The organism is Veillonella parvula, assembly GCF_024461875.1.
Taxonomy (GTDB): Bacteria; Bacillota; Negativicutes; order Veillonellales; family Veillonellaceae; genus Veillonella; species Veillonella parvula_I.
On the sequence record NZ_JANGAL010000001.1, the window covers coordinates 770,944 to 792,466 of the forward strand.

23 protein-coding genes are annotated in these 21,523 nt (G+C 37.9%); 2 read left to right on the forward strand and 21 right to left on the reverse strand.

Annotated features, from left to right (window positions below):
* Positions 1-8 precede the first annotated feature (8 nt).
* The 14 genes from NE668_RS03700 to NE668_RS03765 form a co-directional block, all read right to left on the reverse strand.
* Positions 9-1,199 (reverse strand): elongator complex protein 3, encoded by a 1,191-nt coding sequence (locus tag NE668_RS03700; protein WP_227036834.1) that lies wholly within the window; start codon positions 1,197-1,199, stop codon positions 9-11.
* A 101-nt stretch (positions 1,200-1,300) separates the two neighbouring features.
* Complete coding sequence (gene rnc / locus NE668_RS03705; protein ID WP_227036833.1) at positions 1,301-2,041, reverse strand: ribonuclease III; 741 nt, start codon at positions 2,039-2,041, stop codon at positions 1,301-1,303.
* Positions 2,041-3,285 carry a beta-ketoacyl-ACP synthase II gene (gene fabF / locus NE668_RS03710; protein WP_004697295.1) on the reverse strand — a complete coding sequence of 415 codons (1,245 nt, stop codon included), beginning with the start codon at positions 3,283-3,285 and terminating at the stop codon, positions 2,041-2,043. Before fabF ends, rnc begins: the two co-directional genes overlap by 1 nt.
* Before the next feature lie 35 nt (positions 3,286-3,320).
* Entirely contained in the window at positions 3,321-4,277 is a 957-nt protein-coding gene (locus NE668_RS03715) for an NAD(P)H-dependent flavin oxidoreductase (protein WP_004697026.1), read from the reverse strand.
* Between the two features lie 77 nt (positions 4,278-4,354).
* A complete protein-coding gene (locus NE668_RS03720; RefSeq protein ID WP_004693441.1) occupies positions 4,355-4,585 on the reverse strand; it encodes an acyl carrier protein in 231 nt (76 codons plus the stop codon).
* A 51-nt stretch (positions 4,586-4,636) separates the two neighbouring features.
* Positions 4,637-5,380 (reverse strand): 3-oxoacyl-[acyl-carrier-protein] reductase, encoded by a 744-nt coding sequence (gene fabG / locus NE668_RS03725; protein WP_119562852.1) that lies wholly within the window; start codon positions 5,378-5,380, stop codon positions 4,637-4,639.
* 1 nt (position 5,381) lies between these two features.
* Positions 5,382-6,323 carry an ACP S-malonyltransferase gene (gene fabD, locus NE668_RS03730; protein ID WP_060918969.1) on the reverse strand — a complete coding sequence of 314 codons (942 nt, stop codon included), beginning with the start codon at positions 6,321-6,323 and terminating at the stop codon, positions 5,382-5,384.
* Between the two features lie 11 nt (positions 6,324-6,334).
* Positions 6,335-7,279 carry an enoyl-[acyl-carrier-protein] reductase FabK gene (gene fabK, locus NE668_RS03735; protein ID WP_008600662.1) on the reverse strand — a complete coding sequence of 315 codons (945 nt, stop codon included), beginning with the start codon at positions 7,277-7,279 and terminating at the stop codon, positions 6,335-6,337.
* Positions 7,280-7,294: 15 nt separating this feature from the next.
* Positions 7,295-8,290: a beta-ketoacyl-ACP synthase III gene (locus tag NE668_RS03740; RefSeq protein WP_008713708.1), complete on the reverse strand. Its 996-nt coding sequence runs from the start codon at positions 8,288-8,290 to the stop codon at positions 7,295-7,297.
* Positions 8,274-9,302, reverse strand: a complete 1,029-nt coding sequence (gene plsX / locus NE668_RS03745) for a phosphate acyltransferase PlsX (protein ID WP_120054647.1) — start codon at positions 9,300-9,302, stop codon at positions 8,274-8,276. Before plsX ends, NE668_RS03740 begins: the two co-directional genes overlap by 17 nt.
* Before the next feature lie 3 nt (positions 9,303-9,305).
* Positions 9,306-9,866: a transcription factor FapR gene (gene fapR / locus NE668_RS03750; protein WP_008713703.1), complete on the reverse strand. Its 561-nt coding sequence runs from the start codon at positions 9,864-9,866 to the stop codon at positions 9,306-9,308.
* Positions 9,867-10,171: 305 nt separating this feature from the next.
* A complete protein-coding gene (gene rpmF, locus NE668_RS03755; RefSeq protein ID WP_004693428.1) occupies positions 10,172-10,348 on the reverse strand; it encodes a 50S ribosomal protein L32 in 177 nt (58 codons plus the stop codon).
* A gap of 25 nt (positions 10,349-10,373) precedes the next feature.
* Positions 10,374-10,886 (reverse strand): YceD family protein, encoded by a 513-nt coding sequence (locus NE668_RS03760; RefSeq protein ID WP_256195849.1) that lies wholly within the window; start codon positions 10,884-10,886, stop codon positions 10,374-10,376.
* A 100-nt stretch (positions 10,887-10,986) separates the two neighbouring features.
* The gene (locus tag NE668_RS03765; protein ID WP_004693422.1) at positions 10,987-11,121 is read right to left on the reverse strand and encodes a rubredoxin; all 135 of its coding nucleotides are present in this window, start codon (positions 11,119-11,121) and stop codon (positions 10,987-10,989) included.
* A 547-nt stretch (positions 11,122-11,668) separates the two neighbouring features.
* Between NE668_RS03765 and NE668_RS03770 the strand changes: the two genes are divergently transcribed.
* On the forward strand, positions 11,669-12,622 hold the full coding sequence (locus NE668_RS03770) for a nitronate monooxygenase (protein ID WP_227036831.1): 954 nt from the start codon (positions 11,669-11,671) through the stop codon (positions 12,620-12,622).
* Positions 12,623-12,643: 21 nt separating this feature from the next.
* Positions 12,644-13,192 carry a gamma carbonic anhydrase family protein gene (locus NE668_RS03775; protein ID WP_042986397.1) on the forward strand — a complete coding sequence of 183 codons (549 nt, stop codon included), beginning with the start codon at positions 12,644-12,646 and terminating at the stop codon, positions 13,190-13,192.
* A 92-nt stretch (positions 13,193-13,284) separates the two neighbouring features.
* On the opposite strand, the gene NE668_RS03780 is transcribed toward NE668_RS03775, so the two are convergent.
* From NE668_RS03780 to NE668_RS03810, 7 genes are all read right to left on the reverse strand, one after another.
* Entirely contained in the window at positions 13,285-14,523 is a 1,239-nt protein-coding gene (locus NE668_RS03780) for a chloride channel protein (protein ID WP_227036830.1), read from the reverse strand.
* Between the two features lie 2 nt (positions 14,524-14,525).
* Positions 14,526-15,023 carry an anaerobic ribonucleoside-triphosphate reductase activating protein gene (nrdG, locus tag NE668_RS03785; RefSeq protein ID WP_227036829.1) on the reverse strand — a complete coding sequence of 166 codons (498 nt, stop codon included), beginning with the start codon at positions 15,021-15,023 and terminating at the stop codon, positions 14,526-14,528.
* 255 nt (positions 15,024-15,278) lie between these two features.
* Entirely contained in the window at positions 15,279-17,429 is a 2,151-nt protein-coding gene (gene nrdD / locus NE668_RS03790) for an anaerobic ribonucleoside-triphosphate reductase (protein ID WP_227036828.1), read from the reverse strand.
* A 244-nt stretch (positions 17,430-17,673) separates the two neighbouring features.
* Positions 17,674-18,477 carry a tyrosine-protein phosphatase gene (locus NE668_RS03795; RefSeq protein WP_227036827.1) on the reverse strand — a complete coding sequence of 268 codons (804 nt, stop codon included), beginning with the start codon at positions 18,475-18,477 and terminating at the stop codon, positions 17,674-17,676.
* Positions 18,478-18,766: 289 nt separating this feature from the next.
* Complete coding sequence (locus tag NE668_RS03800; RefSeq protein WP_227036826.1) at positions 18,767-19,201, reverse strand: VanZ family protein; 435 nt, start codon at positions 19,199-19,201, stop codon at positions 18,767-18,769.
* A gap of 36 nt (positions 19,202-19,237) precedes the next feature.
* Positions 19,238-20,404: a nucleotide sugar dehydrogenase gene (locus NE668_RS03805; RefSeq protein WP_227036825.1), complete on the reverse strand. Its 1,167-nt coding sequence runs from the start codon at positions 20,402-20,404 to the stop codon at positions 19,238-19,240.
* A complete protein-coding gene (locus NE668_RS03810) occupies positions 20,405-21,502 on the reverse strand; it encodes an NAD-dependent epimerase/dehydratase family protein (protein WP_227036824.1) in 1,098 nt (365 codons plus the stop codon).
* Positions 21,503-21,523: the final 21 nt, after the last annotated feature.

Below are 21,523 nucleotides of genomic sequence, written 5' to 3' on the forward strand. Positions count from 1 at the left end.
ATCTTTTATTATAACACATATTGCAGGCCATCAATACAGCAACGAACGGTATTTCTCGTGCGTTCTTCACACCATTCAAATGCATACTGCGGATACTGAATCTGAAAGTATTTAACGTTTCGATTATTAAGGCCTCGCACCTTAGATGTTAAGCATCTCGGATAAGAAATAACAATATTATGCTTTACAGGAATACCATTAGTCCTAATATAATTTGTTCTATCATTATTAGTGTTATCTATACATCCACTATTATCAACATTAACTCTACTTAATTTTAAGCTTCCATAAGTAGCATCTTCAATTAAACTAAAACAATCATTACTTATTAAGTACTTAAACTGAGATACATGCTCATCAATACAACGTTCAATTCGCTGCTTATACTGTTCGTTCACAACCAGCTCTCCCATAGCGGGCTCATATGGACCTGCCACTAAGCTATTGCCGGAATCTAATTCTTCTGTACTTTGTAACCCCGTGCGAATGACTTCAATACCATGCTGTTCAAACCAATCTTTTAAAAATGAACAATACTGTATAGCTAGCTCAGTACTTAGTGGTTCATATTCTCCAGCTCTATACTGGTCGGCTAGCTCTGTATTTTCTATAACTAGTACGGGATAGATACGTACAAAATCAGGTCGTAATGCGGCTACTGCAATGGCCGTTTCTATTATGGTTTGCCATGTCTCTCCTTTTAGTCCTGGTAAAAGTTGAACCCCAACGGTCATATCACGCTGTTTTAATCGTGCAACAGCCTCTACTACCTCTTGTGCCGTGTGCCCCCTCTTAGCATCGACTAAAATACCATCATTCATAGACTGCACACCAAGTTCTACAGTTTTTACTCCATAAGACTGTAATAATGTAATCGCTTCATCACCTACAGCATCAGGTCTTGTAGAGCAACGTATGCCATCAATGATTCCCTGTTGAAGCATTTCATAGGCAGGCATTAATAATTTATGTTGTAAATCTTTAGGAATAGCCGTAAATGATCCCCCATAAAAGGCAACCTCCCAAAACTTCTCGCACCGTTTTGTGCCTACATAGTCTTTAATTGTTTGTTGTATATAATCTGAAGTTAGGTGACTAATACCAGATTGGCCCGTAATACGAGATTGATTACAAAATGTACACACATAGGGACAACCTACGTGAGGTATAAAAAAGGGAATCATACCAAATGGTTTCATAGACACCTCCTCTTCTTATGTGAAAATTATTACTCATCTACTATTATATAGATTATTACTCACATACTATTATACAAAAAAAAGCGCCATTCGGCGCTTTTCTATTTATCAGCCATCAACTTTTCTAAAGTCAATTGAGCCGCATGTTGTTCTGCAATTTTTTTACTTTTACCAGAGCCGGCCTCGTAAGTAACACCATTGATTTCAACCTCCATATGGAAGGTTTTAGCATGGTCGGGACCACTTTCACTGAGCAAATGATAAACAATATGTTTATCCCCATCTCTTTGCACATATTCTTGTAATAATGTCTTATAATCTTTGCCCCGCTTACCTTCTAAGGCTTGCATGATATAAGTAGTTAAATGTTTTAAAACGAAGACCATAGCCGTTTGATAATCTGTAGAAATATAAATAGCACCGATGAGAGACTCAAAGGTATCCGCTAATATAGAGTTTCGATCATTACCACCGGAAGCGTGTTCTCCATGACCGAGCAATAAATATTGTCCTAGTTTCAAAGAACGGCTCACAGATGCTAAAGAATCTTCACACACTGTAGCGGCCTTAATTTTCGTTAAATTACCTTCAGCCATATCTGGATATGTCTTAAATAGGTATTCCCCAATAATAAGATCCAAAACAGCATCGCCTAAAAACTCTAATCGCTGATTGTGATGAATATGCTTTGATTTATGTTCATTCGCATAAGAAGTATGTGTAAAAGCACAATCTATAATGGATATATCTGACACAGGTATGTCTAAACGAGCAACAAGCTCATGAAGAGATTCTTCACGAGCTTGTGTTATCTTACTCTTATGCGTTTCGATAGTAACCATTAAGCTTCATAACGGCGAATGCAAAGTGTACCGTTATGACCACCAAAACCGAAAGAGTTAGAAAGTGCACATTTTACTTGGAGTTCACGTGCACCTTCACGAACATAGTCCAGATCCAAACCTTCATCAGGATTGTCACAGTTAATTGTAGGGTGAACTTTACCAGTTTCAATCGCCATTGCCATTACGATAGTTTCAATAGCACCAGCAGCACCCAATAAGTGACCTGTCATGGATTTAGTAGAGTTAACAGCGATATTTTTAGCATGATCGCCGAACAATTCTTTAATAGCTAATGTTTCATTTTGGTCATTAAGGCCAGTAGATGTACCATGAGCATTGATGTAGTTAACGTCTTTAGGGTCGATACCTGCATCTTTAATTGCTAATTCCATACATTTACGAGCTTGAACACCACCTGGAGCTGGTGCAGTGATGTGGTAAGCATCACCATTACTACCATAACCCACAACTTCAGCATAGATATGTGCACCGCGTGCCTTTGCGTGTTCTAATTCTTCAAGAACTACGATACCAGAACCTTCACCCATTACGAAACCATCACGGTCACGGTCAAATGGACGGGACGCTTTTGTTGGCTCGTCATTGCGTGTAGACATAGCTTTCATAGCCGCAAAACCAGCTACAGCAGCCGGAGATACCGCAGCTTCAGTACCACCAGCAAACATCACGTCAGCATCACCACGTTGGATGATACGGAATGCATCACCAATCGCATTTGTACCAGAAGTACAAGCAGTTACGTCGGTAATAACTGGACCTTTAAGCCCAAGGCGAATAGATACGCGTGCAGATGTCATATTTGCAATCATCATAGGTACTGCAAATGGACTTACGCGGCCAGGACCTTTCTCGAATAATGTTTCATACACCTCATGGATAGAGTCAATGCCGCCTATACCTGTACCAACTACAGTACCACAGCGATCTAAATCTGCTTTATCTAAATCAAGATCAGCATCTTCACAAGCAAGAACAGCTGCGCCGATAGCAAATTCTACAGAACGGTCCATACGACGAGCTTCTTTTTTGTCTACCCCATAGTTTGTAATATCAAAATCTTTTACTTCACCCGCAATGCGTGTTGCATAGTCAGATGCGTCAAAGCGTGTAATCGGCCCAATACCAGATTGACCTGCCAATAACGCATTGTAGAAGTTCTCTTTACCGATACCTACAGGAGTCACTGCCCCTAAGCCAGTAATTACTACACGTTTTTCCAATTATTCCACCTCTTATAGCTATACAGCCCTTTAAATTAATCAATCTCTGCTACTTGCTGTTTCAATTGTGCAAAGATATCTTTAACTGGCATAATCTTATCGACTTTTCTCATATTATTGCCAGAGAACACCAACCCCGTTTCCACATCACCTTGTTGTGCGCGAGAAAGAGCACGGATAATGCAGAATTTATGGGAACAATGTTTTAAACAGTTATCACACACCGTTGGAGGCGCTACAGTACCATCTAAAACAGATTCAGCAAATTTGTTTTTTATTGCTTGACCAGGCAAACCAACAGGACTTTGAATCAATACTATATCCTCAGGGTTTGTAGCTCGTACATACATTTTTTTCAATTCATCAGATGCATTACATTCATCAGAAGCAGCAAAACGGCTACCCATTTGAACACCACTAGCACCGATTTTTAACATTTCAACGATATCACGGCCATCTAGAACACCACCAGCAGCAATTACTGGAATGTTTTTTACCGCTGCTACAACTTCGGGAACGATTTCTCGAGCGGAACGATCCGTCCCCAGGTGTCCACCAGCTTCACAGCCTTCTACGATTACAGCTGCAGCACCTAAACCTTCAGAAATGCGAGCTAATTTTGCGGACGAAACAATTGGTACAATAGGAGTACCAGACTCTTTGCCCATTGCGAACATATCTCTTGAAAAACCAGCACCTGCTACTACAAGATCAATGCCTTCTTCGATGGCAGTCTTTACTAAACCAGCAAATTGAGTTGCTGCTACCATCGCATTTATACCAATAATACCCGTAGGTGATAATTTTCTAGCTAATTGTATTTCGTATCGTAATTCATCGAAAGGCAAGCCCGATGCCGCAATAAGGCCGATACCACCTTCATTTGCAACGGCTGCTGCCAAGCGAGCTGTAGACAATCTAATCGCCATACCACCTTGAATAATAGGTACTTTGGCCACTAGATTCCCAATGCGAAGTTCAGGGAGCTTCACTATCAAATCCTCCTGTAAATAAAACCGGTTGGGAGGCCACTCGGCCTCCCGTTCGGTTGAATTGTTAGCTTTACAGCTTATTTAGCAGAATCAATATATTCTACTGTATCCTTAACGGTTTTAATTTTTTCTGCAACGTCGTCAGGGATTTCAACATTGAATTCTTCTTCAAATGCCATGATCAATTCAACGATATCTAAGGAGTCAGCGCCTAAGTCGTCGATGAATGTAGAATCAATGGTAACTTCAGCTTCATCAACGCCTAATTGTTCCACAACGATTGCTTTAACTTTATCGAAAGTGTTCATTAGTGGTTCACCTCCTTTCAAAGTGTATTTATATATAGTCTAATTTTACAACTACATTACCATGCCACCATCAACATTGATGACTTGACCCGTAATATAATTAGCAAAATCGCTAGCAAGGAATGTTACTACTGTAGCTACTTCTTCAGCATCAGCCATACGGCCCAATGGAATTTCAGTAACCATAGCTTCTTTAACTTTTTCTGGTAATACATCGGTCATATCTGTGTTGATAAAGCCTGGAGCAATAGCATTAACTGTAATACCACGGCTAGCCAATTCTTTAGCACAGGACTTAGTAAAACCAATTACGCCCGCTTTAGAAGCAGCGTAGTTAGTTTGACCAGCATTACCCATAACACCTACAACAGATGTCATGTTGATAATATGACCAGAACGTTGTTTCATCATGATTTTAGATACTGCTTTAGTTACTAAGTATACACCTTTAAGGTTGATATCAATTACAGCATCAAAATCTTCGTCTTTCATTCTCATCAACAAACCGTCACGCGTAATACCCGCATTATTTACGAGAATGTCAATGTGACCAAATTCTTTATGAGCTTCTTCCACCATGGAAGCAACTTCATCAGCATTTGCTACATTAGCTTTAATTTTAATGGCTTTGCGGCCTAACGCTTGTACAGCTTCAACAGTTTCTTGCGCTGCACCTTCGCTACCGCTATAGTTTACAACAACATCAGCACCAGATTGTGCTAGATTGATAGCTACAGCGCGACCAATGCCACGGGATGCGCCAGTTACAATGGCTACTTTACCCTCTAAATGCATTTTATCGAACCCCCTTCAAAAATTCAAGCGTTTTCTCTAAGGATGCAATGTCTTCAACATTAGCTAATTCCATATCTTTGTTGATCTTTTTAGTAAAACCTGTGAGTACTTTCCCAGGCCCCACTTCAACAAAGCGAGTAACACCAAAGTTTACCATTTCAGCTACACAATCTTCCCACAAGACAGGGTTAGCGGCTTGAGTAACTAAGGACTCTTTAATGTCATTGGCATTAGTCAAAATCTTGCCAGTAACATTTGCAACTACAGGAATTTGTGCATCACACACTTGGATCTTATCCAACTCTTCCTTTAACCGAAGAGCTGCGGGTTCCATCAAACGGCTGTGGAATGGAGCACTTACCGGAAGCATTACTGCGCGTTTTGCTCCTGCTTCTTTCATTTTTTCAGCTGCTGTTTCCACCGCTGCAGTTTCACCGGCAATAACGATTTGTCCAGGGCAATTGAAATTAACTGCTTGTACAGAACCTACAGAAGCATTTACATCTTCACAAATTTCTACAACTTGCTCACGAGGTAATGCCAAAATTGCTGCCATAGCGCCTTTACCCAATGGCACAGCTTCTTGCATATATTCACCGCGTTTATGAACTACATATACTGCGTCTTTAAAGTTCAATACACCGGCTGCTACTAGAGCACTATACTCACCAAGACTATGCCCGCCTACGATGTCAGGCGTAAAGCCTTGTTCTTTTAGAATTTCATAACAAGCTACGGATGCAGTCAAAATAGCTGGTTGTGTATTTGCTGTTTTAACGAGCTCTGTATCAGGACCTTCAAAGCATAATTTACTGATGGAATAACCAAGTGCCTCGTCGGCTTCTTCAAAACGTTGTTTCACAATAGGGTACGCATTATACAAATCTTGTAACATGCCTACTTTTTGAGAACCTTGACCAGGAAAAACAAATGCCGTTTTCATTAGGGGCCTCCTTATTTACTAAGACCTTGAAGATTCTTAATCACAGTTTCAGCTTCAGTCATAATATCTTTAATGATAGTTTCACATGGTTTAACATCTGTTAACATACCAGAAATTTGACCAATCATTACAGAACCTTCTTTTACATTACCCTCAATAGCAGCTAAACGAAGTGTACCAGCACCTAATGCTTCCAATTCCTCTTTAGAGCCACCACTGAATTCAAGGGATTTATATTTATGAGCTAACGCATTATCTATAATACGTACAGGATGACCTGTTGTTAAACCAGTCATAACTGTAGCACGATCTTTTGCTTTCAATACAGCATTTTTATAATTTTCATGGGCAATACATTCTTCGGATAATACGAATCGTGTCCCCATTTGTACCGCTTTAGCACCTAATGCAAATGCCGCAGCCATACCACGACCATCTGCAATACCTCCGGCAGCAATAACTGGTACATCTACAGCATCAACTACTTGAGGAATTAATGCCATAGTTGTAATATCACCTACGTGACCACCAGACTCTGTACCTTCAGCAATAATTGCATCAATACCACCACGTAATAAGCGCTTTGCTAGTAATACTGATGCAACTACAGGAATAACTTTTGTACCAATTTCTTTCAAAGCGGGAACATAAACACCAGGATTACCTGCACCTGTAGTGATAACAGGAACACGTTCTTCCACGACTACTTCCATAACCTCTTTTACAAATGGAGACATGAGCATGATATTACAGCCAAAAGGCTTACTAGTGCGCTCTTTTAATTTATGGATTTCATTACGGAAAATATCAGGAGGCATATGACCAGCACCAATAATCCCAAGTCCACCAGCTTCAGAAACGGCTGCTGCTAATTCTGCAGTACCGAGCCAAGCCATGCCACCTTGAAAGATTGGATACTCAATCTGCAATAAATCACAAATGTCAGTCTTAATCATCTTGATGTGTCCTCCTTAATACCATTTCAAGACCAGGCTTGCCCATGTTAGGCCTGCACCAAATCCTGCAAACGCAACATTATCACCGCGTTTGAAACGTCCCTCGCGATTAGCTTCATCAAGTGCAATCGCTACAGACGCGGCAGATGTATTACCATACTTATGTAAATTAACAAAAACTTTTTCCATCGGCAGATGTAAACGTTTGGCTGCCGAATCAATAATACGAATATTCGCTTGATGAGGAATGAAGTAATCTAATTCATTTAACTCCATATCAGCACGTTCTAAGGATTTTAAAACCGTACGTCCCATCGTTTTAACGGCAAATTTATATACTTCAGGGCCATCCATATGAATAAATGTTAAGCCCTCTTCTACGCGTTGATCATTTGCTACTACAGCAGTGCCACCTGCAGGAATGCAAAGCGCTGATCCTCCAGTGCCATCGGCGCCCATGTCAATACCTTTAATGCCATAGCCTTCAGGTACTTCAGATACTACTGCAGCCCCAGCACCATCACCAAAGAGGATACATGTACCACGATCATTCCAGTTTACTCGACGAGAAAGAATTTCTGCCCCCACAACGAGTACTTTTTTATAAATACCAGAGCTAATATAACTAGCAGCAGTAATCAATCCATATACAAACCCAGAGCACGCCGCTTGTAAATCATAGGCTGCAGCGTTTTTAGCTCCTAAATTTGCTTGCAATACACAAGCTGCCGAAGGAATAATCATATCTGGTGTTAAGGTAGCAAAGATAATCATGTCGATATCCTCTGCAGAGACATTAGCCATTTGCATAGCTTTTTTTGCTGCCTCGGTCGCCATATAGGATGTATTCATACCTTCCGGTGCAATGCGTCGTTCTTCTATACCCGTACGCTCTCTAATCCATTGATCATTGGTATCAACCATTTTTTCAAGATCAAAGTTTGTTACTACATTGTCAGGAAGGAAGCTCCCAGTACCAATGATTCCTACAGGTTTATTCATCATAGTCATACTTTAAGGCTCCTTCAATATCCATCGTTTCTCTTATGTGTTGAATAATTTTACGCTCTACTAAATCACTAGCAATTTCAATAGCAGTTTTTATTTCTTTTGCTTTAGAACTACCATGAGCAATCATGAATACCCCATTAACTCCTAAAAGTGGAGCACCACCATTTTCTGTGTGATCCAAACGTTTTGCCATCTTTTTCAAGGCTGGCTTTACAAGCATAGCTCCTATCTTGGCAAAAATACTTCCTGCCATAATGCTATCCTTTACTAATTGCGTAAGACCTGTTACTAACCCTTCCGCAAATTTAAGTACCACATTGCCTACGAATCCATCACATACGACAACATCAACGGCACCTTTAGGAATATCACGACCTTCAATATTACCTTTAAAATTGATAGTCTTCATACCCTCCAAAATCGGATACGTCGCCAATACGACATCGTTCCCCTTTGTGGCCTCTTCACCAATATTTAACAATCCCACGGTAGGATTTTCTTTTCCTAATAAAAGCTTAGCGTATTCAGAGCCCATTAAAGCTCCTTGTACAAGATGTTTAGGTTTACAATTAGAATTTGCACCAGAGTCTAACATAACTGTTATACCACTTACCGTTGGCATTGGAGTTGCAATGACAGGGCGATCAATACCTTTAATGCGACCAAGCCCAAATAAAGCCGCTGCAACAGCAGCTCCCGTACTACCTGGAGCAATTACAGCATCACAACGATTATCCCGAACCAACGAAGTAGCGACCACAACAGATGCATCTTTTTTCTTGCGCAATGCTTGACCTGGATGTTCATCCATACCGATTACCTGGCTAGCATGATGTACAGAAATACGTGGATTCTTAGCTTCATTATTAGCTTCTAATATATCAAAAATTTGCTGCTCATCGCCGACGAGCACCACTTCAATGTGTTGATTTGCTCGTACGGCTTCAATGGATCCAAGTACAGTCTCCATTGGAGCAAAGTCGCCACCCATGGCGTCTATTGCAATTTTCATAATTTACACCCTATTCTCTACGGATTCCATAATAAATTTTGCGCGAAACACTTCTTTTATTTTATCTCTTATTATAACCCAAATAAAGAACTTATTACCTCGGCGACGAATAATTTCTGCTTTCGCTACCAAATTAGTACCAGATCCTACTGGGTTCTTATATTTTATATTTCCAACTTCCGCAGAGCAAACAGTCGTCCCCATAACCGCTTTTGCAAGGGAATTTGCTTGAGCATATAAATACTGCGGTTCTACATATCCGAATTGATCTTCCATATCAGCCGTAGTACGTAACATAGATAATGCTTGGTGCCCCTCGGTGACATCAATCAATTCACCAACCACTTCATATGATACATGTTCTACCATTTCATGTGATTGACCTGTAGCCATAACACGAATGCGTTCACGCAATTCAGGAATACCCAATTCTAGTCGATCAAGACGAATTGTTGGCACACTTACACCAAAGTGTGTTGCCAATTCTTCATCAGTAAGAAATGGCGTAATATTCAGTTTTTCTTGTAACTGCTTCTGGCGCTCTTGCTTCTTTAACCGACTCATGGGACCACCTTTTATGACCTAGTATTAATATTACATCCTAAGTATATACAATAATTCCCTTATTGGCAAGACTTTTCATACATATAGTAAGATATTTTCATAGCATATACAAAATATAGTTGTTTTTTTATATTTTAGTATTATTGTTTATAAAAAATAAAAATGTGTCACGATCTTATAGAATAATCTTACTATAAAATAGTGACACTTGCTATTGATAACAAAACATATAAAAATATGAGTGTATATTTTGAAAGCATATAAAAAAGACGCCTACAAAGTAGGCGTCTCTCTCTGCTCACATATTAAGCATTAGCTACAACTTGTTCACCTTTATAGTGACCACATGTAGGGCAAACACGATGAGGCATCTTAGGTTCGTGGCATTGTGGACATGCTACATAACCAGGAGCTTCTAATTTCCAATTAGCACGACGACGATCGCGACGACATTTAGACAATCTACGTTTAGGTACTGCCATTATCTGCACCTCCTTAGTACAATCATTAGGATAATCTATCATCTTTCTCATCAAGCAAAGCACATAACTCTGCAAATCGAGGATCCACCACAAAGGATTCACAAGAACAAGGTGAAACATTCAAATTTGCTCCGCAATGAACGCACAATCCTTTGCAATCATCCTGACATAACACTTGAGAGGGCTCATTGATGATTAATGTATCCCTAATTAGTTCAGTTAAGTCAATTTCTTCTCCATCAAAAGAAGTCACATCATCCGTAGCATCTCGACAATCACTAAAGATTTCCTGAAAGAAATCTTTTCGATAATGTTCTGTTGTATTTAAACAACGGGAACAATCATAATTGCCTTTAGACTGAATCGAACCTTGAACGATGTAATTTTGACCATCAAACCAAAACTCACCACTAATGGTTATATCATGACGGCTCCAAGGAAAAGCAGTTACGTCACCAAGCTCAGAGGCTGATATCGTATAGCTATAAGGAAATTTCTTTCCTATATGTTCTTTTGCTTGCTCTACTTGCAGTTTCATAATCTTACCTCGACTCATAATATTATAAACATGACATGGTGCTTTGTCAAATAAAAAAGACTATCTCAAGTGGACTTAAGATAGCCTTTTGGTAAGTCAATTACATTTTTTCGAATTGGTCTTTACCAACACCGCAAATAGGGCAAACATAATCAGCTGGTTGATCTTCGAATTTTACGCCTTCAACAGCTTCGTCATAAACCCAACCACATACTACGCATACATATTTTTCCATGTGTATTTCCTCCTTCACTTGAAAATTATTGTTTAATGTTTATCTTTAATTAATTCAGATACTCTATCTGTAATGTAGTATATCAAAGACATCGAAACTTTTCAATACTCATTTTCTTATTTTCTCATTTTTTATAATATTTAATAATCATAGATACTATGCGGTTTCCTACTACTTAACTCATTTGAAATATATTATCATTTAGTTTTTTTATCTTTAGACTACTGCTAAACATTTTATTCTAATCCGATAATTAGAAATTAATTCTGAAAACATATTGTTTAAATAAATAACTATAATAACCTTATCTAAGGTGTACATAATTACTATATTATACTATTATATAGAGAAGAGATTATATGATTACATATACTCTCCAAACAATAATATGCTTAATCTCTTTAGTATATAAGTATATACTGATATATTCTTGACTTTATTAATGCTCTATTTCTTATATAAGAAAATAAAATTATTCTTATATAAAATTCTCGTATAAAAGTTTAATAAAGTTTCAGTAAATTTAATTGTTATCATAGGAGGCTTTATGAGAACAGCGTTAACACAACTTTTACAAATCGAATACCCTATCATCCAAGGTGCTATGGCTTGGGTATCCGAACACAAACTAGTTGCTGCCGTAGCTAATGCAGGTGCTACAGGTGTAATTGCTCTTGGTGGTCGTGATGCAGAATGGACGCGCAACGAGATTCGTGCCTGTAAAGACTTAACGGATAAGCCTTTCGGAGTCAATCTCATGTTAATGGCTCCCAATAAAGACGAATTAGTAGATATTATCATTGAAGAAAAGCCTGCATTTGTAACACTTGGAGCAGGCAATCCTGTACCATATATTAAACCATTGCAAGATGCAGGCATTAAAGTTATCCCTGTTGTCCCATCTCTAAAACTTGCTAAACGTATTGAAGAAGCTGGTGCTGATGCAATTATTATTGAGGGTATGGAAGCTGGTGGACATATTGGTAGCCAAACAACCATGTCCTTGATGGAAAATATTTTACCTGAGATTTCCATTCCTGTTATTGTAGCAGGCGCTATCGTAGATGGTCGTGGTATTGCAGCAGCATTGTTGATGGGAGCTGAAGGTGTACAAATGGGTTCCCGTTTTTTGTTAGCTGAAGAATGCCAAGCCCACATAAATATGAAAGAAGCAATTATCAAAGCCACAGATACAGACTCTGTTGTAACGGGTCTGCTCTCCGGGCACGGTGGAGTACGTAGCTTAAAAAACGAATTCACTACGCGTTACTTAGCTGCCGAAACAGATGGTGTTACTACGCCTGAAGAGCGCACTAAAATGTCCCAAGGCACTAATAAACGTGCTGCTATCGATGGCGATGTTGTAAACGGCGCTGTGCAAGTCGGCCAAGGCTTAAACCGACTCACTACTATTGAACCTGCTCACACTATCGTGCAAACAGTAATGAATGAAGCCATTATGTCTATTCGTAAAGCACAACGCCTTATTGAAATCGTATAGTTAATATCATAGGAGTCCCTCATGTTACCATTTCACGGAAAATACCCTAAATTAGATCCTAAAAGCTGTGTTATGCCTGGCGCAGAACTTGCAGGTGATGTTGAACTAAAAGAATATGCTTCCATTTGGCAAAACTGTGCACTTCGCGGTGATGTAAATAAAATTGTAGTAGGTCGCTATTCTAATGTACAGGATAACTCTGTATTACACGTTGATGACGACAAGGCTTGCATTCTTGGAGATTATGTAACAATTGGCCATGGTGCAATAGTACACGCTAGTACTATCGAAGATAATGTATTAGTTGGAATGGGCGCTATTGTATTGAGCGGTTGTCATATTGGCTCTGGTTCTATTATTGCTGCTGGTGCAGTCATAAAGGAGAACACTGTAATCCCACCTAATTCTTTAGTTGTTGGAATCCCAGCTCGCATAGCTCGTACAGATGAAACGCAAATTGAACGTATTCACAATCAAGCGCTAAAATATAAACACTTATGGACTGTAGAATACGGCATGCTTCCTGATGCGGGTGGCGAGGAATACGATAAGAACGCAAAAATTGTATAATTACATATACATTAAAAGCGGATAGTTGATTAACTCAACTATCCGCTTCTTTTCTATATATTATATTTACTTTTATTAACTGTTATTTATTGCTACTTAGCGCTATTTAATTTTGATTGAATGATTTGCTCTACCATAAGAGCTGTCCCCATTGTTAAAGCTATAGGGAAGAACATCTCTACGGAAAATCTAGTCAACTCAAGCATAAATACGCAAGATGTCATAGGCATCTTCTGTGCTAGTCCTAAAAATGCTACAGCACCGATAAAGGCAGCCATACCTAATGATATAGGAGCTACAGCAATAGACCAAAAAGTACCAAATACTATGGCTAACGTACTTCCCAACATCATAGATGGAGTAATACGCCCACCATAAGCTCCAGCTGCTAATGCGAGTAATACCGCTACCCACTTAGAACCAAATAATCCTAATGCATAAGTCCATGTAATATCATTAGTAAAGGTTAATTCGTTCCCAGCCTTACCATTCCCTAGAATTTCAGGGAAATACATAGCTAGCGCACCAATAATTGTAAACGCAACGATAGATATTGGGATCATAACAGGACTGCTACGATGAATAGAAGGTAACTTACCTTGAGTAATATTAAATAAAACTACACCTAAAGCAACAATAGCGCCCAAGGCGATAGAGAATTCTACATAGTGACTGCCCAAGCTAGGTTGAGCCATTGTATATTGAATGACATCCCCTACACCAGCTTGTCGAGTTACAAAAGTTGCTAATCCACAGCATATAAGTGCAGCACTCATTGCGCGTATATTCCAAGTAAGGAGCAAGGTTTCTAACGTAAAGATTGCCGCCGATAATGGTGAATTATAAACTGCTGCTAAGCCCGCGCCTGCAGCACAAGCAATCAATAATTGGCGATCTTCTTGTTTTATGTCAAAGTGCCTAACTAAAAAAGTTGTAATCCCCGCACTTGCTTCACGAGGGGCCACTTCTCGCCCTAAAGGTGAACCTATAGCTACCGTAATAATTTGTAAGGTTGCATGTAAAACAGTAGTGATGGGATTCATCTCCATCTTACCGGAAACCGCAGCTTTAATATCTACAACATCTTTACCATATCGGTGAATCAAAACCCAACCTACGCCACCTATCACGCCACAGACAATTAAGGGTATTAATCGTTCTATCGGTGATACTCGGGCCACAGCTGCACCAAAGCTCAGATGATTAGCAGAAGAATAATTATATACGAAATGTTGGATTCCATGTAATAAATGCGTATAGGAAGCCCCCACTAGCCCCGCTATAAAGCCAACTATAATAATGAGTCCTATCAATCGTTTATCATATATCATATTTACTCCATCGCTAATACAATTTCCCCAGCCGCTAATGTCTTTTTAACATCAATGATACGCTGATTTGAGGAGCCTCTGAAGCGCAAAGCAGGGTCCTTAAGTTCATCTACAAAGCGGCCATCTACGAGAATGTCGATTTCTTGTAATAAAGCACTTCGCAACTCATCTTCTAAGATATCATCTATTTCATAGCCGGAATAGGCCCAAATCTTCTTTTCTGGCGCCACTGCTCGAACAGCTCTCACCACCGGTAATAAGCCTTGTACATTTTGAAATGGCTCCCCACCTAATAATGTTAAACCTGAACATGTAGGATTCTTCACATAGGAAACCACTAAATCTGTCTCAGCTTGCGTCCATACCTTACCAGCATTAAAATCTTGGTATTCTTCGTTAAAACAATTATAACAACAATGTGTACAACCTGTTACAAATATAGATGTACGAATCCCTTCTCCATTGGCAATATCATATTGTCTTATTTGCCCATATCTCATCATAACCTCCATAGTAGTGCCGATCAACTTTGACTAACACTATATAGATATATTTCAATTTCTCATATATACAGTAAAAGCTGTGCCTTAGGCACAGCTTTTACCATTTAAAACTATCGTATTTAGAACTAAAATCATATCTATTAAAATATCCACATCATTAGATGTCTATGATAATTATATTAATCTATATAACAGTTTATCTTAATATGCTTAATATACAGGATAATTATTAAAACTATACCTCTAATAATCTTAAATATGCATTACACGATCTTTAATTTCCTTTGTGCGCCCTTCATTCCAGAAGTTTTCACCAAGGTATCCACAAGTACGACGGATAACAGTTAATTTATCGCGGTTTGTATTGTGGCAACGAGGGCATTCCCACTCGTTATGTTCGTTTACCTTGATTTCGCCATCAAAACCACATTCGTGACAGTAGTCAGACTTGGTATTGAATTCAGCGTAAGAAATATGATCATAAATATATTGAATCATAGTCAAAACAGCTGGAATATTATTAGTCATATTAGGAATTTCCGCATAGGAAATACAGCCACCTGTAGATTTCTTTTGGAACTCAGATTCAAAAGAGAACTTATCAAATACATTAATCTCTTCTCGTACGCTTACATGATAACTATTAGTATAATAACCTTTATCCGTAATATCCTCAATAATACCAAAACGAGCGCGATCCAAAGAAGAGAATCGATGGGTTAAACTTTCAGCAGGTGTACCATATAATGCGAACCCCATGTTATGTTTAGCTCGCCATTCATCAACAGCTGCATTTAAGCGATCCATAATCTTCATCGCAAAAACGCGGCCTTTCTCACCTGTATTCGATTCACCGGTAATTAAGCGAGTTGCTTCATAAATACCAATATATCCCAAGGAAATAGTCGCATAACCGCCAGTCAAGAATTTGGCAATTTTCTCGCCTTTTTTAAGTCTTGCAATAGCACCGTGTTGCCAATGGATTGGTGACACATCACTCACTACGTCCTTAAGTAATTCATAACGAAGCATTAGTGCTTTTTCTGCCAACTCAAGTCGTTTATCTAAAATTTCAAAATATCGTTCTTCACTACCTCGGGCTAGAATGCCAATTTGAGGTAAGTTTAAACTTACTACACCAATGTTAAAACGTCCATCAAACTTGTATTCACCATTTTCATCCTTCCAAGGAGATAAGAAGGATCGACAGCCCATAGGACTAAAAACATTACCTGAGTAGTTTTCCTTCATTTTTTTTGCAGAAATATAGTCAGGGTACATGCGCTTAGCCGTACATTGTGCTGCCAATTCAGTTAAGTAATAGTATGGACTATCTGGTGTTACATTATGCTCATCAAGAACATAAATCAACTTAGGAAAGGCTGGTGTAATATATACATCGGCTTCGTTTTTTACACCTTTAATACGTTGGCGCAAAATTTCTTCTGTAATAAGAGCCGCTTCCTTCGCGTATTTATAGTCTGGTTGGAAATACATAAATAATGTCACAAATGGAGATTGACCATTTGTAGTCATCAATGTATTGATTTGGTATTGAATAGTTTGGATACCATCTTTAACCTCTTTACGCGTACGTTTCCATGCTATTTCACGAGCCTTTTCCATATTAGGCTCCATGCCGTAAATCTCAACTTGCTCTTCAATAACATTATTGAGGATTTTTTCATAAGATTTACGTACAAATGGTGCCAAAATACGGTCAATACCATTAATACTTTGACCACCATATTGACCAGATGCTACTTGTGCAATAATTTGTGTTGTTACAGTACAAGCAACTTGGAAAGACTTAGGTGTGTCGATTTTCTTACCATTGATTACTGTGCCATTTGTAAGCATGTCTTCCAAATTAATCAAGCAACAGTTAAACATAGGTTGAATAATATAATCCATATCATGGAAGTGGATGGCTCCACTATCATGAGCTTCCAAAATATCGGTAGGAATCAATTTACGACGAGCAATATCCTTAGATACTTCACCAGCAATTAAATCCCGTTGGGTAGATACAATAGCAGCATCCTTATTAGAATTTTCATCAAGAACATTGATATTACTACGATCTAATAAACCAATTACATCATCATCAGTTGTATTTTGACGGCGTTTAAAAGCTTGAACAGCTTTGTAACCTTCATAGGCACGTGCCGTTGCAGGATTATGATACTCAATCAACTTATAATACACTTGATCTTCAATAGCATAAATTGTCATGTCTTTTTGAAGCTTAGTAGCATATTCCTCAATTTCATTTGCAATACGCTGTGCCAAGCCCTCTTCGTACAACCCAGTACTACTATGTTCAGCTTTTTCAATAGCCAAAGCAATCTTGTTTTTGTCGAATGGTACCTTCGTGCCATCACGCTTAATGACCTGCAACATATTGGCAACCTCCCCATCTTGTTACTGCCAAAATATATGTTAAGACGTATAAAAAGTATGGCAAATCACACTTTTTATAAATTTATATGTAAAAATGTGAAGAATTATTAGAAAAACCCTCTATTTTTACCGCCTTCTCAGTATACTATATATGGTGGTTGTTTTCAACCCTAAATACAATATAAAGTAAAAATAGGTCCCTCTATCTATGCCAATATGACATGGATAAAAGAACCTATATAAATTATAATGCAAAGCCAAATAGACGAGTCAAGAAATTACCCTTTTTCCCCACCCAACTAGATGGGACAGAAGGATAAAATGTGCGATTAGCTAAGAGGTCGCGTTCATTAAGATGAATATTTGGTAACAAATCTTTTTTATACGTATTGTCTAATTTAGAAATTGCTTCCACATAACCTTGGTACACCTCGACATCACAGCCATTGCTATAACCAGTGCCAAAGAAATGAATTAAACCATTCCGATATAATTCAATAGCCCTATCATAGTTAGCGTTACCATGATCAAAAGATGCCATATTACATTGAATCAAAATACCCTTATCAACCCATTCTAATAGTTGTTCAGGTTTTGTAAATAATTGTCCATAAGTTTCTACTTCACTAATAATAGGTACAATACCCATATCTAGTAGACTTAACAACCATGCATTAATATGATGCACTTTGCTATTTTGTGGAAGAGCAACTAATATAAAAGGGCTATCTCCCAATGTATATTGATTGCGATGAAAAGCTATATATTCAATCATTTCATCACAAAGCATTACGCGAGCTCCACTGTGAATAGTTACATCTACTAGCTGTTCCTTAAGCGCAACTTTTACTTCATTAACTAAAGATTTCATAGCATTCCATGTGTTCAGATCCATAGATACTGTTACATCAGGCGTACTAAAAATATCTGTAATACCTTGTTCAGACAAGGACTTAATCATTTTTACTGATTCTGCCATTGTTTGAGGCCCTTGTGGACCTAACACAGCTGGCAAAATGCAACCATGTAAATCAACCACGCGACTCATAATCTTTCCCTTCTACTTTCGATTCTCTGTTCAAAAATCGACCTCTTTCATAAAGTTCATGTTCTTCTCATTTAAGTTTATAATTCATTTTACATTCACGATTATAACAAGGGAGTAGTCGCTTGTACAGTGGTTTTTCTATAAAAATAAATAAATTATTATATGTTCATTTAATACATTTTTTATATATTCATTTTTTCTTCATAAAATATGACTCATAATCTCTATAATTATGAGTCATATTTTACACATTATTATATTAATATTTTTTTAATTTTTAAATGTACCTTTATCTTTTATCATGACTAATATAATAAGCTAATTTTACTACCGATATACCAATGATTATACCAATTGTATCAATCAATACATCAGAAAGTTGAGAGCTGCGACCTAGAGAAAATAATTGTATAAATTCGTCTAGACTAGCTATTACTATACCCACTCCTATAGTTTTTACTACTGTGCCATATTCAATATAGTGGCGTAGAACTACATATAAAATACCACCAAGGATTGTGAACTCTGTAAGGTGGGCTAATTTTCGAACAATCCTATTTAAGGCCCATATATTTCCGTAAAAGCCTAATTTATCAGCTATAGGGGCAAGCCACTCTGCAAAAATAAGACTAAACCCATCAGAGTTTCCTCCATTTTGCAAGGAATTATCCCATATAAAAAACACAATTAGACATAACACAATATATAGTATCCAACGTTTCATACTACTCTCCTAAACGCCACAATACATATAGCTGTATTAATCTCTATCAAAAATATCTCGTGTATAAACTTTATTTTTTACACCTTCTAAGCTACTATCCCAGCGATTAGCGACAATAACATCACTAACACGCTTAAAGTCTTCAAAATTACGAATAACTGGCGAATTAAAGAAGTCTTCTGCATCTAGTGTAGGTTCATATACTACCACAGCAATACCCTTCGCCTTAATACGTTTCATAACACCTTGAATGGCTGATGCTCTAAAATTATCAGAGTTCATCTTCATGGTCAAGCGATAGATACCAACAATTTTCGGATTTTTAGCAATAATAGTATCTGCCACATGATCTTTACGTGTTCTATTTGCATCGACAATGGCAGAAATTAAGTTTTGTGGTACATCATTATAGTTAGCTAATAATTGCTTTGTATCTTTTGGCAAGCAATAACCACCATAACCAAAGGAAGGATTATTATAAAAATCTCCAATACGAGGATCTAAACAAACCCCCTTGATAATTTGACTTGTGCTAAGGCCACGTACTTCAGCATAGGAGTCTAACTCATTGAAATACGCTACACGTAATGCTAAATACGTATTAGCAAACAATTTAATTGCTTCCGCTTCCGTAGAATCAGTATATAATTGTGGAATATTTTCTTTAATAGCACCTTCTGCTAATAATTGGCCAAAACGACGTGCTCTGTCAGAATCCTCACCCACAACAATACGGGATGGATGTAAATTATCGTATAAGGCTTTACCTTCACGCAAGAATTCTGGCGAGAAAATTAAATTCTCCGTATTAAATTCTTTGCGCATTTGTACCGTATAGCCTACCGGTACAGTTGATTTAATAATCATTACTGCATCAGGATTAATATCTAGCACAGTTTTAATAACTTGTTCAACAGAAGATGTATCGAAAAAGTTTTTTTGAGGATCATAATTTGTAGGTGTCGAAATGATAACATAATCTGCACTGTTAAAAGCTTCTACTGGGTCAAGTGTAGCTTTGAAGTTTAACTCCTTAGTAGCTAAATACTCTTGCAATTCAGCATCTACAATAGGTGTCTCTTTGCGATTTAACATATCTACTTTTTCTGGGATGATATCGAGGGCCACCACTTCATTGTGTTGAGCTAACAACACGCCATTAGAAAGGCCTACGTAGCCTGTACCAGCAATTGCAATCTTCATTTATTTGCCCTCCGTCATATAGAAATCTTTATACCATATGGCAAAACGTCTTAAACCTTCACGTAAGGTTGTATTAGGTTTAAAACCAAAGTCAGCTTCTAATGCACTCGTATCAGCATATGTAACAGGCACATCACCTGGTTGCATAGGTACTAACTCTTTATGTTCTTCAAAATTATAATCCTCTGGTAATACTCCGGCAGATACTAATTCCTCTGAAAGAATGCGCACAAAATCAAGTAAATTTTCTGGGTTGCTATTGCCGATATTATAAATAGCGTACGGTGGAACCGGCAAGCCATCCGCACCATTGCGACGCTCTGGTGCAGTAGACATAACCTTAGAAACGCCTTCTACAATATCATCGATATAGGTGAAATCACGCTTACAATTGCCATAGTTAAAAATTTTAATTGTCCCACCATTACGTAATGTATTTGTAAAACCAAAGTATGCCATATCTGGACGCCCTGCAGGACCGTATACAGTGAAGAAACGAAGCCCCGTGCTAGGGATGTTATATAATTTAGCATACGAATAAGCCAATAACTCATTTGATTTTTTTGTAGCTGCATAAAGAGATACAGGATTATCTACTTTATCCTCTGTAGAGTATGGAATTTGTTTATTTGCACCATATACAGAAGAAGATGATGCATACACTAAATGCTCTACACCTCTTTCACCATCATCATAAGAATGACGACAAGCTTCTAGAATATTATAAAATCCAATAATATTAGACTCGATATAGGTATCGGGATTAGTAATAGAGTAACGAACCCCTGCTTGAGCTGCTAGATTCACTACAACTCGTGGTTTATAGATAGCAAAAATTTCATCAACAAAGAACTTATCTGCAATATTCCCTTTTTTAAAAATCCATATATTCTTATTATCTTTGCTAAGTTCATCAATCTGTTGCAATCGATACTCTTTCAATGCTACATCATAGTAATCATTAACAGAATCTATGCCAATAATTTGAGTCCCTTCTGCTTCAGATAGTAAGGACATAACTAGATTAGCCCCTACAAATCCAGCGGCACCCGTTACAAGGATTACCGTGTTGTTTAAATCTACATTTTTTGAAAGCATATGTACTCCTTTCATAGTTCT

What these genes read in the sequence shown, in the direction of transcription:
- rnc (WP_227036833.1), bottom strand. Translation starts at nt 2,041, where the DNA reads ATGGTTACTATCGAAACGCATAAGAGTAAGATAACACAAGCTCGTGAA.
- NE668_RS03720 (WP_004693441.1), bottom strand. Translation starts at nt 4,585, where the DNA reads ATGAACACTTTCGATAAAGTTAAAGCAATCGTTGTGGAACAATTAGGC.
- fapR (WP_008713703.1), bottom strand. Translation starts at nt 9,866, where the DNA reads ATGAGTCGGTTAAAGAAGCAAGAGCGCCAGAAGCAGTTACAAGAAAAA.
- NE668_RS03805 (WP_227036825.1), bottom strand. Translation starts at nt 20,404, where the DNA reads ATGAAGATTGCAATTGCTGGTACAGGCTACGTAGGCCTTTCTAATGGC.
- nrdG (WP_227036829.1), bottom strand. Translation starts at nt 15,023, where the DNA reads ATGAGATATGGGCAAATAAGACAATATGATATTGCCAATGGAGAAGGG.
- fabG (WP_119562852.1), bottom strand. Translation starts at nt 5,380, where the DNA reads ATGCATTTAGAGGGTAAAGTAGCCATTGTAACTGGCGCATCCCGTGGC.
- fabK (WP_008600662.1), bottom strand. Translation starts at nt 7,279, where the DNA reads ATGATTAAGACTGACATTTGTGATTTATTGCAGATTGAGTATCCAATC.
- rpmF (WP_004693428.1), bottom strand. Translation starts at nt 10,348, where the DNA reads ATGGCAGTACCTAAACGTAGATTGTCTAAATGTCGTCGCGATCGTCGT.
- NE668_RS03765 (WP_004693422.1), bottom strand. Translation starts at nt 11,121, where the DNA reads ATGGAAAAATATGTATGCGTAGTATGTGGTTGGGTTTATGACGAAGCT.
- NE668_RS03800 (WP_227036826.1), bottom strand. Translation starts at nt 19,201, where the DNA reads ATGAAACGTTGGATACTATATATTGTGTTATGTCTAATTGTGTTTTTT.
- fabD (WP_060918969.1), bottom strand. Translation starts at nt 6,323, where the DNA reads ATGAAAACGGCATTTGTTTTTCCTGGTCAAGGTTCTCAAAAAGTAGGC.
- NE668_RS03775 (WP_042986397.1), top strand. Translation starts at nt 12,644, where the DNA reads ATGTTACCATTTCACGGAAAATACCCTAAATTAGATCCTAAAAGCTGT.
- NE668_RS03780 (WP_227036830.1), bottom strand. Translation starts at nt 14,523, where the DNA reads ATGATATATGATAAACGATTGATAGGACTCATTATTATAGTTGGCTTT.
- plsX (WP_120054647.1), bottom strand. Translation starts at nt 9,302, where the DNA reads ATGAAAATTGCAATAGACGCCATGGGTGGCGACTTTGCTCCAATGGAG.
- NE668_RS03795 (WP_227036827.1), bottom strand. Translation starts at nt 18,477, where the DNA reads ATGAGTCGCGTGGTTGATTTACATGGTTGCATTTTGCCAGCTGTGTTA.
- NE668_RS03810 (WP_227036824.1), bottom strand. Translation starts at nt 21,502, where the DNA reads ATGCTTTCAAAAAATGTAGATTTAAACAACACGGTAATCCTTGTAACG.
- nrdD (WP_227036828.1), bottom strand. Translation starts at nt 17,429, where the DNA reads ATGTTGCAGGTCATTAAGCGTGATGGCACGAAGGTACCATTCGACAAA.
- NE668_RS03700 (WP_227036834.1), bottom strand. Translation starts at nt 1,199, where the DNA reads ATGAAACCATTTGGTATGATTCCCTTTTTTATACCTCACGTAGGTTGT.
- NE668_RS03760 (WP_256195849.1), bottom strand. Translation starts at nt 10,886, where the DNA reads ATGAAACTGCAAGTAGAGCAAGCAAAAGAACATATAGGAAAGAAATTT.
- NE668_RS03740 (WP_008713708.1), bottom strand. Translation starts at nt 8,290, where the DNA reads ATGACTATGATGAATAAACCTGTAGGAATCATTGGTACTGGGAGCTTC.
- NE668_RS03770 (WP_227036831.1), top strand. Translation starts at nt 11,669, where the DNA reads ATGAGAACAGCGTTAACACAACTTTTACAAATCGAATACCCTATCATC.